General features: G+C 64.4%; 13 protein-coding genes. 7 read left to right on the forward strand and 6 right to left on the reverse strand.

Annotated features, from left to right (window positions below):
- Positions 1-61 precede the first annotated feature (61 nt).
- From ACOZ4H_RS16860 to ACOZ4H_RS16880, 5 genes are read right to left on the reverse strand one after another with little or no spacing between them, the layout of a single operon-like run.
- A complete protein-coding gene (locus tag ACOZ4H_RS16860) occupies positions 62-760 on the reverse strand; it encodes an ABC transporter ATP-binding protein (RefSeq protein WP_424330439.1) in 699 nt (232 codons plus the stop codon).
- Complete coding sequence (locus tag ACOZ4H_RS16865; protein WP_424330440.1) at positions 760-1,566, reverse strand: ABC transporter ATP-binding protein; 807 nt, start codon at positions 1,564-1,566, stop codon at positions 760-762. Before ACOZ4H_RS16865 ends, ACOZ4H_RS16860 begins: the two co-directional genes overlap by 1 nt.
- Positions 1,566-2,720, reverse strand: a complete 1,155-nt coding sequence (gene urtC, locus ACOZ4H_RS16870) for an urea ABC transporter, permease protein UrtC (RefSeq protein WP_424330441.1) — start codon at positions 2,718-2,720, stop codon at positions 1,566-1,568. The genes ACOZ4H_RS16865 and urtC overlap by 1 nt, the downstream gene beginning before the upstream one ends.
- The gene (urtB, locus tag ACOZ4H_RS16875; protein WP_424330442.1) at positions 2,721-3,659 is read right to left on the reverse strand and encodes an urea ABC transporter, permease protein UrtB; all 939 of its coding nucleotides are present in this window, start codon (positions 3,657-3,659) and stop codon (positions 2,721-2,723) included. It lies immediately after the preceding gene.
- Positions 3,660-3,661: 2 nt separating this feature from the next.
- Positions 3,662-4,969 (reverse strand): urea ABC transporter substrate-binding protein, encoded by a 1,308-nt coding sequence (locus ACOZ4H_RS16880; RefSeq protein ID WP_424330443.1) that lies wholly within the window; start codon positions 4,967-4,969, stop codon positions 3,662-3,664.
- 633 nt (positions 4,970-5,602) lie between these two features.
- Between ACOZ4H_RS16880 and ACOZ4H_RS16885 the strand changes: the two genes are divergently transcribed.
- The 7 genes from ACOZ4H_RS16885 to ACOZ4H_RS16915 are packed head-to-tail and all read left to right on the forward strand — an operon-like array spanning position 5,603 to position 10,888.
- Complete coding sequence (locus ACOZ4H_RS16885; RefSeq protein WP_424330444.1) at positions 5,603-6,016, forward strand: urease subunit beta; 414 nt, start codon at positions 5,603-5,605, stop codon at positions 6,014-6,016.
- Positions 6,013-7,719 (forward strand): urease subunit alpha, encoded by a 1,707-nt coding sequence (gene ureC / locus ACOZ4H_RS16890; RefSeq protein ID WP_424330445.1) that lies wholly within the window; start codon positions 6,013-6,015, stop codon positions 7,717-7,719. The genes ACOZ4H_RS16885 and ureC overlap by 4 nt, the downstream gene beginning before the upstream one ends.
- On the forward strand, positions 7,716-8,102 hold the full coding sequence (locus ACOZ4H_RS16895; protein WP_424330446.1) for an urease subunit gamma: 387 nt from the start codon (positions 7,716-7,718) through the stop codon (positions 8,100-8,102). Before ureC ends, ACOZ4H_RS16895 begins: the two co-directional genes overlap by 4 nt.
- A complete protein-coding gene (ureG, locus tag ACOZ4H_RS16900) occupies positions 8,099-8,722 on the forward strand; it encodes an urease accessory protein UreG (RefSeq protein WP_053967693.1) in 624 nt (207 codons plus the stop codon). The genes ACOZ4H_RS16895 and ureG overlap by 4 nt, the downstream gene beginning before the upstream one ends.
- A complete protein-coding gene (locus ACOZ4H_RS16905; protein ID WP_424330447.1) occupies positions 8,722-9,621 on the forward strand; it encodes an urease accessory protein UreD in 900 nt (299 codons plus the stop codon). The genes ureG and ACOZ4H_RS16905 overlap by 1 nt, the downstream gene beginning before the upstream one ends.
- Positions 9,621-10,202 (forward strand): urease accessory protein UreE, encoded by a 582-nt coding sequence (locus tag ACOZ4H_RS16910; RefSeq protein ID WP_424330448.1) that lies wholly within the window; start codon positions 9,621-9,623, stop codon positions 10,200-10,202. Before ACOZ4H_RS16905 ends, ACOZ4H_RS16910 begins: the two co-directional genes overlap by 1 nt.
- Complete coding sequence (locus ACOZ4H_RS16915) at positions 10,199-10,888, forward strand: urease accessory protein UreF (RefSeq protein WP_424330449.1); 690 nt, start codon at positions 10,199-10,201, stop codon at positions 10,886-10,888. The genes ACOZ4H_RS16910 and ACOZ4H_RS16915 overlap by 4 nt, the downstream gene beginning before the upstream one ends.
- Before the next feature lie 359 nt (positions 10,889-11,247).
- Here the strand turns inward: ACOZ4H_RS16915 and ACOZ4H_RS16920 are convergent, their stop codons facing one another.
- Positions 11,248-12,042, reverse strand: a complete 795-nt coding sequence (locus ACOZ4H_RS16920; protein WP_424330450.1) for an IclR family transcriptional regulator — start codon at positions 12,040-12,042, stop codon at positions 11,248-11,250.
- Positions 12,043-12,089: the final 47 nt, after the last annotated feature.

Here is a 12,089-nt window from a genome sequence, read left to right on the forward strand (position 1 = left end):
TCTCTCAGCCGATCACCGGCAGTCGGACGCCCGTCGCGGAAAACAGCGACAGTCGTCCGCCTCAGACCGCGAGGTACTCCGCAATCGCGTCTTCGTCCGCAATCGTCGACGGGCCGAGTTCGTCGACGACTGTGCCACGCTCCATCGCGTAACAGCGGTCGGCCATTTCCCGGATGACACCGAGGTTCTGCTCGACGAACAGAATCGTCGTCCCGAGGTCGTCGTTGATCGTCTGCATGTCCTGGCTTATCTGGTCGACGATGGAGGGCTGGATGCCCTCGCTCGGCTCGTCAAGCAGGAGCAAATCGGGGTTCGAGACCAGTGCCCGGCCGATGGCAAGCATCTGCTGTTGCCCGCCCGAGAGCGTGCCGGCCTCCTGGCCCGCCCGCTCTTCGAGGACCGGGAAGTAGTCGTATATCTGGTCGTACAGCGTCTCGTCGCTGTCCGCCCTGATGGTCTCACCCATCTTGATGTTCTGCTCGACGGTTAGCTTGGGGAACACGTCGCGGCCCTGCGGGATGTAGCCGATCCCGGCCCGTGCGCGCTCGTCGGCGCTCGCGTGGGTCACGTCGGTGCCGTCGTAGCTGATGGACCCCTCGCTGGGCTCTAACAGCCCCATCACCGTCTTCAGGAGCGTCGTCTTGCCGACGCCGTTTTTCCCCATCACGCCGACGATTTCCCCCTCCTCGACGGAGAGATCCACGTCCCGCAGTATCGGTGTCGTGTCGTAGGCGGCGGTGACACCATCGAGTTCGAGCATCACGACTCACCCCCCAGATATATCCGCTGGACCTCGGGGTCCGACTCTATCTCCTCGATTGGCCCTTCACGGAACACCTTGCCGTTGTGCAGCACAGTCACTTCTTCGGCGATGTTCGCGACGAAGTCGGTGTCGTGTTCGATGACGACGAAGGCGATGCCTTGCTCCTCGTTGAGCCGGGTGATCCGCTCAGCGATGGCTTCGCGCTCGGCCACGTCGAGGCCGGCGACCGGCTCGTCCAACAGGAGGAGGTCGGGTTCGAGCGCGGCGGCCATCCCGATCTCCAGTTGCTGTTGCTGACCGTGCGAGAGTTGGCCGGCATCGACGTCCTCGTAACCGGTGAGCCCCGCGGCCTCGATGGCCTCGGCGACCAGCCGCCGTCGCTCCTCCCCGTCGGCGAACTGCTGAACGGGAAGCCTGACGTTCTCTCTGACGCTCAGGTCACCGTAGACGGACGGGACCTGGAATTTCATACTGATCCCGCGTGAGACCCGCTCGTGTGGGTCGAGATCGGTGATGTCGTGGCCGTTGTAGTAGATACTGCCATCGGTCGCCTCGTAGGACCCGGTAATCAGGTTCAGCAGTGTCGACTTGCCAGCGCCGTTGGGACCGATGAGACAACGTAGCTCCCCCTCGGCGACGGAGAAATCCACGTCGTCCGTGGCGGTGAACCCGCCGAACTGCTTCACGAGCCCGTCGGTCTGCAGCAGCGTCTCCGTCCTGTCGCCCGTTGCCAGTTCCGCGGCGGTCTGTCGGACGTTCGGTCCGAGCGAATCGATGTCGGATTCGGTTTCAGTATCACTCATTAGTCACTCACCTCACTCGACGCGTCGGGTGCGTCAGCCCCGCCGGCCTCGCCCGGACCGAGCCGGGCTTCGACGATCTGCTGGTGGACCCACGGGACGAACCCGCCGGGGAGCACCAGAATCGTCACCAGCAACAGGGACCCCAGCAGGACCAGCGCCAGCTCTCCGGCCATCGAGATGCGGAGGTATTCGACGCCCAGCGTGGCGACGACAGCCCCGAGCAGGCTCTTTCGGCCGCCGAGGCTCACCCAGATGACCGGCAGCGTCGCGAACAGCAGCGAGAACACGGTCGGATCGATGTAGACGTTCCGTGCGGCGTACAGCACGCCGGAGAGGCCCGCCAGCGCGCCCCCGAGCGTGAACACGACGAACTTGACGCGGGTCACGTTGTAGCCGAACATCTCGGTTCGGTCCTCGTCCTCGCGGACGGCGACCATCACGCGGCCGTAGTCCGAGTTGACCAGGGCGCGCAGCCCGAGGTACGCCCCGACCAGCAACGCCAGCACGAGGTAGTAGAACGGGCTGATCTCGACCGCCCCGATGCCGATTATCCGCATCGGGAACGGGTTGTAGATGAACTGGTAGGACGCCCCGCCGACGCCGAGGGTCAACAGGGGGATGTCCGGCATCCCGTTGAAGCCGCCCAGCGCCGCCTCGCCGATGGCCCACTCGGACCCGGCGGTCTGGGCCATGAACGTGTGCAGCACGATTGTCGAGACGAGCGTGATGATGGTCACGTAGACGTCGCGCACCCCGCCGTAGAACATGAAGTAGCCCAGTATCGCCGCGCTGACGCCACCGCCGACGATGCCGGCGATGACAGCAGCCGTGATACCGCCCGGGGTCGCGAAGTTGATCGAGACGACGCCGAACGTGTAGGCCCCGATGCCGAAGAAGACGACCTGGCCGAAGCTCAGCACGCCCGAGTAGCCCCAGACGACCGACAGCGAGAGCCCCAGCAGGGCCAGTACCATGAACAGCGACAGCTGGGACCCGTCGCCGAACAGCGGGTAGACCGCAAGCGCCGCGACGGCGACGAGGAAGCCGACCCAGAACCCCCGCGAGTCGCCGATGGTGTTCGGCCCCTCGAACCGACTGCGGAGCCGACTCGGGAGCGAACTGTTCGCCTCGCCGTGTGCACTGTCTGTCGACATTTATTCGCTCTCCTGTCTGCGTTTCTGTAGCTGTTCGATGAACCCGGTGATGCCGTCGGGGAGGAACCGCAGCGCGACGAGCGCGGCCACGAGCAACGCGATGCGGCCGATGAACGTCCCGTAGAGGTTCGAGAACACGGCCAGTATCGCCCCGAGGACGCCCCCCGACAGCGCGGTCCCGAGGACGACGCTCGGGCCCCCGACCACGACGGCGACGAACGACTCGACGAGGAACTGGTCCCCGAGCGTCGGCCGCATCGTGACGACCGGCGCGAAGAGCGCGCCCGTCAGTCCCGCCAGTGCCGACCCGATGCCGAACGTCAGCATGTACATGCGCTCGGTGTTGACGCCCATCGCCTGTGCGGTCTCCTTATCCTGTATCGTCGCCCGGGCGCGCATCCCGAAGTCGGTCCGGGTGAACAGGTAGTAGGTGGCGACGAGCAGCCCGATGCTGACGCCGGCGAGGACGATTCGGTACGTCGAGTAGGAGAACGCACCGTACTCGATGGGGCCAAAGGGCGTCGAGAGGCCGTCGATGGAGTTGCCGTAGGCGATTCGGGTCCCCTGGGTCAGTATCAGGCTGAGCCCGAACGTGGCGACCATCGAGTCGGCCAGCCGGTCGTACAGCGGCTCGATGATGTCACGGCCGAGGGTCCGCTGGCTGACCCAGTTGGGCCACGCCCCGGAGATGATGACCCGCTCGGTCAGAATCCCGAATAGGCCGGTGACCAGGCCGCCGGCGACCATCGCCACGACGAGCGGGAGGCCGAATTGCGTCACTGCCAGCGTCGCGGTGTAGGCACCGATGAGGATGAACTCCCCGTGTGCCAGGTTGATGACGCCCATGATCCCGAAGATGATGGCCAACCCCGCCGCGGCGAGCACGATGAACGCGAAGCTATCGAGGAACTGTAACGCGAGGTTGATGCCGTTTACCATCCCTATTCGGCCTCCTCGTAGTAGTCGACCGGGGTGTACTGGGTCTGTTCCGGGTTCTCGGGGAGGTTACAGCCGGCCGTCTCCGAGAGGAACGTTTCGGGTATCTGGCGGTTCTCGACGGCTTCGACGTTGTGTTCCTCGTCGGCACGCATGATCCACATGTGGTGGTCGACGTGGTGGGTCGCACCGTCGAGACGGATCGTCTCGCCCTCCGGTGCTTCAGGTGCCTCCTCGGTGCCGAGTTCGATCCCCGATTCCAGGGCGTCGATGACCTCCGGTTGTTCGGTGGTGCCGGCCTGCTCGACGGCCTTCTTGTACATGTACGTCGAGAAGTAGTTGGTCTCGGCCTCTTCGTTGAGGTACGGCGCGTCGGGGTACATCTCGAAGTACCGGTCGACGAAGCCGCCGTCTCTCGTGTTGCTGTCGGTCGGCACTTCTTCCATGTAGTTGACGCCGGCGTAGATGTTGGCCATCGCCGGGGCGTCGAGCCGTCGGTGCTCGTACCCCTGTGCCATCGCCGTCGAGGTGCCGATAGGAATGTCGAGCCCGGCCGAGGCCTTCTGCTCGTAGAACGACGTGTGGTTCGCGCCAACGAGCATCGACATCACGAAGTCCGGGTCGGCTTCCTGAATCCGGTTGATGGTCGACCCGAAGGAGGACTCGCTCAGCGGGATGAACTCCTCGCCGAGGACGTTCGCGTCGTTCTCGTTCGCCAGCACCTTCACCCAGTCGGCCGACAGTTGCCCGAAGTTGTAGTCGGCCGCGATGGTGTAGATGTCCGGGCCGAACTCCTCGACCAGGTACGGGAGGACGATGCCGAGTTGCTGGCGCGCGGTCGGGCCGACCGCGAAGGTGAACTCGTCGCAGACGCCGCCCTCGTACTGGGTGGTGTAGAAGTACAGCTGTTCGTTGCGGTCGATTATCGGCCGGATGGCCTCCCGGGTCGCCGAGGAGTAGCCGGCCCACAGCGCGTCGACGTTCTCCTCGTTTATTGCCGTGCGGGTGAGCTCCTGGTAGCGCTGGTTGTCCGACTGGGGGTCGCGCTGGAACGTCTCTATCTGCTTGCCGTCGATACCGCCGTTGGCGTTGATTTCCTCGATGGCGAGCATCGACGCCTTGGCCTTCGGATCGCCGACGAGGGCGAAGTTCCCCGACTGGTCCTCCAGGACGCCGATTTTGATGGTATCGGCGCTGCTCGCGGTATCCGTCGAGGTCCCGCCTTCGCCGGCGGAACAGCCGGCGAGGCCGGTGACGAGTGCGGCCCCGCTCGCACCGAGGAACTGTCGGCGGCTGACGGACGACCGGGTCATGCTACCACCGCCAGTTCCAGTTCGGCGTTGCTACCGTCTTCCACAGCATCGTTGGTCATCTCTCGTTCTTTACTCGTGATATCCGAACGTTCGTCCATGATTTCGCTCACAGTGTTGCCGTCCGGGAGGGGGAAAATAAGGTTTACCACTCTTATCTTATATTCTCCTCCACATAGACTGGAGAGTATAAGGTTATCAAAGGATATGACGAATAGTCATCGAAACCACTAGGATTGGCCGAAGAATTTGAACTTTTCATCAATTCTGCGGTGCCACCGGTCAATGCGACAAAACGGGGATACCGGTGGCGTTTTCCCGACAGCGTGACCCGTCTGTCAGCCGTCAGTCAAATCCGGGCGCTGAGCCCGCGAATCGGCCGTCAAATTCTCGCCCGCGCCGGAAGCGCCATCGGTCGCCGGGACCGCCGGCAGACTGGACGTGAGTCACGTTTCCCCCGCAGACGGAGACAATTCCGGAGTCGGAACCCTTCATTTACGGCCGAAACTTTAGCATTTAATCCATCTCTCGATATAGAGGCGTCACTTGCGCAGAGAGCAACCATTTTAGTATGTGTATTCAAAGAGAGGGGCAGATGATAGACGAACAGTCAGAAATACTCGGGACGGTGGCGCGATGAGCAACGGACTTGTGCCCGGTGAGGTCATCACGGGTGAGGGAACTGTAACACTGAACGAGGGTCGCGAGACGACCGAAGTGACGGTCGGCAACACCGGCGACAGACCCTCGCAGGTCGGGTCGCACTTCCACTTCTTCGAGGCCAACGCGGCCCTGGAGTTCGACCGCGAGGCGGCCATGGGGATGCGGCTGAACATCCCCGCCGGGACGGCCGTCCGGTTCGAGCCCGGCGACGAGCAGACGGTCGAACTCGTCGAAATCGGCGGCAAGCGCCGCGCTCACGGGATGAACGGGCTGGTCAACGGGAGCGTCGACGGCGACACGAGCGAGGCGGTCGAGCGCATGCGGTCGGCCGGGTTCCGGGACACCGGGGCCGAAACCGACGGCGGCGACGCGGAGTCCGAACGATGACACGCGATATCGACCGCGAGAACTACGCCGAACTGTATGGGCCGACGGCAGGCGACAAAATCCGGCTGGGCGACACGGAACTGTTCGCCGAGGTTGAGGAGGATCTGCGGACCCACGGCGATGAAGCGGTGTTCGGCGGCGGCAAGACGCTCCGCGACGGCCTGGGAATGGCTCCCGGCGTCACGCAGGCGGAGGGCGCGCTCGACTGGGTGCTGACGAACGCGACGATAATCGACCCCGTTCTCGGCATCGTCGCCGCCGACATCGGCATTCGGAACGGCGAAATCGCCGGCATCGGCAAGGCCGGCAACCCCGATACGATGGACGGCGTCGACATGGTCGTCGGCCCGTCGACGGACGTCTATCCGGCCGAGGGGAAGATTGCGACCGCCGGCGGCCTCGACATCCACGTCCACTTCAACTCCGCACAGCTCCACGAACACGCGCTCTCGGGCGGGATTACGACGCTGTTCGGCGGCGGGTACGGCGGCGGTGCGACCACGTGTACGACCGGCCCGGAGAACGTCAAACGCTTCCTGCAGGCCGCCGAAGAGTGGCCGGTCAACGTTGGCTTCTACGGGAAGGGCAACGCCTCCGACCCCGGCCCGCTCCGCGAGCAGGTCGAGGCCGGTGCCTGCGGGCTGAAACTCCACGAAGACTGGGGGTCGACGCCCGAAACGATCGATACCTGCCTCGAAGTCGCCGAGGACGAAGACGTCCAGGTGTGCATGCACACCGACACGCTGAACGAGGCGGGGTTCCTGGAGAACACCTTCGGTGCCGTGGACGGTCGGACCATGCACCTGTTCCACATCGAGGGCGCGGGTGGGGGCCACGCGCCGGACATCATGGAGATGGTCGGCGAGCCGAACATGCTGCCGTCGTCGACGAATCCCTCGATGCCCTACACCGACAACACGTTCGACGAGCATCTGGACATGGTGATGGTGTGTCACCACCTCAACCCCGACGTGCCGGAAGACGTGGCCTTCGCCGAGTCCCGCGTTCGTGCGGAAACCATCGCCGCCGAGGACGTGCTCCACGACATGGGGGCCATCTCGATGATGACCTCCGACTCGCAGGCGATGGGCCGGATGGCCGAAGTCATCCCGCGGACGTGGCAGACGGCCTCGAAGATGAAGTCCCAGCGCGGCCCGCTCCCCGAGGACGAGGGGACCGGCGCGGACAACCACCGCATCAAGCGCTACATTGCGAAGTACACGGTCAACCCCGCTATTAGCGCCGGCATCGAGGACCACGTCGGGACGCTGGAGCCCGGGAAACTGGCCGACATCTGCCTCTGGGATCCCGCCTTTTTCGGCGTCAAGCCGGCGATGACGTTCAAGGGCGGCTTCCCGGTCCACTCGGAGATGGGCGAGGCCAACGGGTCGCTGATGACCTGCGAGCCGATTCTCCAGCGCGAACGCGCCGGTGCGGTCGGCAAGGCCAAACACGCCCTATCGCTGTCGTTCGTCTCCCCGGCGGCCGCCGAGGCCGACGTCGGCGAGGAGTACGGCCTCGATTCCCGCGTCGTTCCCATCGAGGGCGCGCGCACGCCCGGCAAGGACGACATGGTGCACAACGACTATTGCCCCGACGACATCGAGGTCGATCCGGAGACTTTCGAGGTCTGGGTCGACGGCGACCACGTCACCTGCGAACCGTCTTCCGAACTCCCACTCGCACAGCGGTACATGCTATGAAACTCACAGCCAAAGAACAGGAACGACTCACGGTCTTCACCGCCGCAGAGGTCGCGCGACGCCGCAAGGAACGCGGCGTCCCGCTGAACCACCCCGAAGCCGTCGCCTACATCAGCGACTGGTGCATCGAGCGCGGACGGGACGGCCAGTCGGTCGCCGAAATCCGCTCCGGCGCGTCGAAACTGCTCGGCCGCGAGGACGTGATGGACGGCGTCCCGGAGATGATCGACATGATTCAGGTCGAACCCGTCTTCCCTGACGGGACGAAACTGGTCACTGTTCACGACCCGATCCGGTCCGACAGCGTCGGGTCAGCCGACGATGATGTGGAAGAGGCAGAGGCGGCGACTGATGGCGGAGACTCGGCGGGGACAGACGAATGAGCCTCACACACCGCGACGTGGCGACGGTCGGTATCGGCGGCCCGGTCGGCTCCGGAAAGACCTCGCTGCTGACCGCGCTCGTCCCGAAGCTGCGCGAACAGGGCCTGGACGTGGGCGTCATCGCCAACGACATCCTCACCCAGGAGGATGCGGACGTGCTGCGCGAACGCTTCGCGGGGGTCGTCCCGGAGGATCTCGTCGCCGGCGTCGAAACAGGCGCGTGCCCGCATACGGGCATCCGCGAGGACCCGTCGATGAACCTCCAGCAGATCGACTCGTTCCTGGCTGACCACCCGGAACTTGACCTGGTGCTGGTCGAGAGCGGCGGCGACAACCTCGCGGCGACTTTCAACCCCGAACTCGCCGACTACTCGCTGTACGTCATCTCGGTCGCCGAGGGGGAAGACATCCCCCGCAAGCGCGGGCCGGGGGTCGTCGACTGTGACCTGCTCGTCGTCAACAAGACCGACCTCGCGCCCCACGTCGGCGTCGACCTCGACGTGATGGAACGGGATGCCGACGAGGTCCGGGACGGGCCGGTCGTGTTCACCAACTGCAAGGACGAGACGAACGTCGACGAGGTGCTGTCACACGTCCGGGAGGGGGTGCTGTTCGCCTGATGGCCGCCGACGCGCCCCATCCGGCGTTCGAGGGGTATGCGACCGAGGCCGTGCCACAGGCCGCCGTGGGGTCACCGGGGAAAGACGGGGTACTCGAACTGAGCTTCGAGCGGACGGCTGAGGGAACGACCCTGGTTCATGACTACGCCACGGTCCCGTTCCACATCTCGGGGACGCTGGGACACGACCCTCACCCCGACGCCGACACCGTCTTCGTCCAGTCACCGACCGGCGGCGTCGCCCAGGGCGACCGCCACGACGTGTCGATAACCGTCGGGGACGAGGCCGTCGCGCACGTCTCGACACAGAGTTCGACGAAGGTCCAGACGATGACGTGCAACTACGCCGCCGCCGACACGACCCTCAGCGTCGGCGCCGGCGGCCACCTGGATTACGTGCCCGAACCGACGATACTCCACGCCGATGCCCGATACCTGCAGGAACTGACGGTCGATCTAGCCCCCGGCGCGACCGCCGTGGTCAGCGACGTGGTCGTCCCGGGTCGCCTCGCCCGGGGTGAACGGTTCGCGTTCGAACGGTACCTCTCCCGCGTGCGCGGGAGCGGGCCTGATGGCCTCCTGTTCGAGGACGCGACGCACCTGACGCCTGCGGACGGGGACCCCACAGCACCCGGCGTTCTCGGCGAGTTTACCGTCTACGGGACGACGTTCGTCCTCGCGCCGGACCACGACGAATCCGAACTGAGCGACGCGTTACATGCAGCCGTTACCGACGGCGAAGCCCGGGCCGGTGCGACAGCGCTCCCAAGCGGGGCCGGTGTTGCGGTCCGCGCCCTCGGCGACCGGGCCGAGACCGTCCAGGCGACGCTCCACGCGGCCTGGGACCACGCCAGACAGGAGTTGGTGGACGCGCCCGCGCCGTCCGGGAGGAAGTACTGATGTTGGTCGCAAACACCTACCTCGGCCACCGCGACGACGATGCCATCGCCGAGGCCGCCGATACGTCGGACCACGCTACGGTCGTGCTCTCGGACACCGAACGCCAACGCTCGCGGGTCCGAACCGAGACGACAGACGGCCGGGACCTCGGTATCGTGGTTGCCCGCGACCTCGCGGACGGTGACGTGCTGGCAGCCGAAGACGGCACCCTCGTCGTCGTCGAACTCGCCGCAATCGAGGCCCTCGTGCTCGATTTCGCCGACGCCGATGTTTCACCGACCGCGGCGCTGGAACTCGGTCACGCAGTCGGGAACAAACACTGGAACCTCGCGGTCCGCGAGCGAGAGGCCCTGTTCCCCGTGACCGACTCGAAGGAACGGATGGAAGATACGGTCGCCGACCTGCTCCCGGCAGACGTGCCGACACGGTACGAGCACGTTCCGCCGACGACGTTCGACGATGACGGGGCCGATCATACCCACGGCGACGGTACCGGCATGCACGACGACGGCCACAGCCACGGCGGCGCAGGCCACGCCCACGACCACGGCGTCCGTACTATCGATGGGGGTGACCAATGAGCGACGCCGCAGCGCTTGAATCGTTCCGGCTCGCTGATTCGTTCCTCCCCGTCGGGACCTACACCGTCTCTTACGGGCTGGAGCAGTTCATTCAGGACGACCGGGTCGAGGACGCGGCGGAGCTCGAAGCGCTCCTGTCGACGTACCTCCGCCGGCAAGTCGGTCCCGCCGAACTCGTCGCACTCCGGGCCGCACACGCCGCCGCGACCGAGGGTGATCTCGATGCGGTCTGTCGGGCCGACCGGCGGCTTTCGGCCGTGACGCTGGCCGCGGAGTTTCGCGAGAGCGCCCAGCAGTCCGGGGACCGACTGCTCTCGCTCCAGACGGAACTGCGTGAGGAGGCGCTGCTGGACCGCTACGCCGAGCGCGTCGACGCCGACGAAGCGCCCGGCAACTACGCCGTGGTGCTCGGCGTTGCGACCGGACTGGCTGGCGTCCCCGTCCGCGAGGCCTGCCTGCTGTGCTGTCACGGCTTCGTCACCGGACTGCTGGGTGCGGCCCAGCGGCTCCTCTCGCTCGGCCACACAGATGCCCAGCGAATACTGGATGACCTACAGCCGGTGATGACAGCCGCAGTCGACGACAGCGCGGACCGAGGAATAGACGAGATGACTCCGTTTGCTCCCCTGATAGACGTATTGGCCGCCGAACACGAGCGCGCAGAGCGGCGGCTGTTCGCAAGCTGAACATTTTCTGATTGTTTGAACATATATGGCGAAGGTATGTTAGTATAAGGGCTAAATACGTGTGTGAAAAGGGATATCTGAGTAATAAAATCCGTCAATATCAATATATAGGGCCATAATTTGAGAGTAAAAATCCAAATTTGGAATTATAAGATAATACATCCAAGTACGTATCCTCTCATGGGAAATGCCGCCCTAAGCCCGTGGGCAGAGGGCTTGTCGTCGCCATCTTAATATAACAAATGTACATATGTTAGTGGGTGCATGTGTCACGCCGAGAAGACCAGCCCAACTGCGCTGAAACCAGTCCGTGCAGTGTGTGGATTGGCGTTCAAGATGCTCGAACAGGGGTGTCGGATTCATGACCGGTTGCTCATGTTGATGTTGACTTCAATAATGTTCGCGGAATTAACGACCTGTTTCGGGAGGGTTTCTTCGAAACGGTCCCCCTGCAGAACGCTTGCAGGACCCGAGACGCTCAGCGACCCCAGCACGTCCCCGCCGGGTGTCTGAATCGGTGCCGCTATGGCACGGAACCCTTCGATTTCTTCCTCGTCGTTGTACGCGTACCCGCGTTGGCGGATCGCTGCCAGTTCTTCGAACAGCGCCTCTGGGTCGGTTACCGTCTTCGCCGTTCGCTCCGGCAAGCCATGCCGGTCGATGATTTCGTCGACGCGTTGCTCGGGAAGGTACGCGAGAATCGCTTTTCCGGAGGCGGTGTAGTGCAGGTGGTCCCGCTGCTGGGGCTTCGTTGTCTGGTATTCGCCGCTCACACTGGTGTCGCCTTTCACCTGATACAGATTGATAGCGCGTCCGTTCTCTTCGGTGACGATGTGGACGTACTGCCCCGTATCGTCGGCGAGTTCGTCGACCTGGGGCTTCCCTTGGCGGTACAGTGGGTTCCGGCTTCGGACGTACTCCCCGAACGCAAACAGTTTGAGTGCGAGCTCGTACCTGCCGTCACGCTTCACGACGAGCCCGTTCTCCACCAGCGTCGTCAGATGAATGTGAGCAGTGCTCTTCGAGAGATCGAGTTCCGTCGCGAGTTCCGTGACACCAGCCCCGTCCATTTCTTTGAGCGTCGCCAGCACTTGGGCAGACAGAGAGACGGTCTGTAACGTTCGAGGTCCGTCGTCACCACCGGTGGAAGACATATTACCACCGTCTCACCAGAGCGACTTATATGTTCGCATATGTTGAA

This window comes from Haloarcula amylolytica, assembly GCF_049705545.1.
Classification (GTDB): domain Archaea; phylum Halobacteriota; class Halobacteria; order Halobacteriales; family Haloarculaceae; genus Haloarcula; species Haloarcula amylolytica_B.

What these genes read in the sequence shown, in the direction of transcription:
- ACOZ4H_RS16915 (WP_424330449.1), top strand. Translation starts at nt 10,199, where the DNA reads ATGAGCGACGCCGCAGCGCTTGAATCGTTCCGGCTCGCTGATTCGTTC.
- urtB (WP_424330442.1), bottom strand. Translation starts at nt 3,659, where the DNA reads ATGGTAAACGGCATCAACCTCGCGTTACAGTTCCTCGATAGCTTCGCG.
- ACOZ4H_RS16905 (WP_424330447.1), top strand. Translation starts at nt 8,722, where the DNA reads ATGGCCGCCGACGCGCCCCATCCGGCGTTCGAGGGGTATGCGACCGAG.
- ureC (WP_424330445.1), top strand. Translation starts at nt 6,013, where the DNA reads ATGACACGCGATATCGACCGCGAGAACTACGCCGAACTGTATGGGCCG.
- ACOZ4H_RS16920 (WP_424330450.1), bottom strand. Translation starts at nt 12,042, where the DNA reads ATGTCTTCCACCGGTGGTGACGACGGACCTCGAACGTTACAGACCGTC.
- ACOZ4H_RS16880 (WP_424330443.1), bottom strand. Translation starts at nt 4,969, where the DNA reads ATGACCCGGTCGTCCGTCAGCCGCCGACAGTTCCTCGGTGCGAGCGGG.
- ACOZ4H_RS16860 (WP_424330439.1), bottom strand. Translation starts at nt 760, where the DNA reads ATGCTCGAACTCGATGGTGTCACCGCCGCCTACGACACGACACCGATA.
- ureG (WP_053967693.1), top strand. Translation starts at nt 8,099, where the DNA reads ATGAGCCTCACACACCGCGACGTGGCGACGGTCGGTATCGGCGGCCCG.
- ACOZ4H_RS16895 (WP_424330446.1), top strand. Translation starts at nt 7,716, where the DNA reads ATGAAACTCACAGCCAAAGAACAGGAACGACTCACGGTCTTCACCGCC.
- ACOZ4H_RS16910 (WP_424330448.1), top strand. Translation starts at nt 9,621, where the DNA reads ATGTTGGTCGCAAACACCTACCTCGGCCACCGCGACGACGATGCCATC.
- ACOZ4H_RS16885 (WP_424330444.1), top strand. Translation starts at nt 5,603, where the DNA reads ATGAGCAACGGACTTGTGCCCGGTGAGGTCATCACGGGTGAGGGAACT.
- urtC (WP_424330441.1), bottom strand. Translation starts at nt 2,720, where the DNA reads ATGTCGACAGACAGTGCACACGGCGAGGCGAACAGTTCGCTCCCGAGT.
- ACOZ4H_RS16865 (WP_424330440.1), bottom strand. Translation starts at nt 1,566, where the DNA reads ATGAGTGATACTGAAACCGAATCCGACATCGATTCGCTCGGACCGAAC.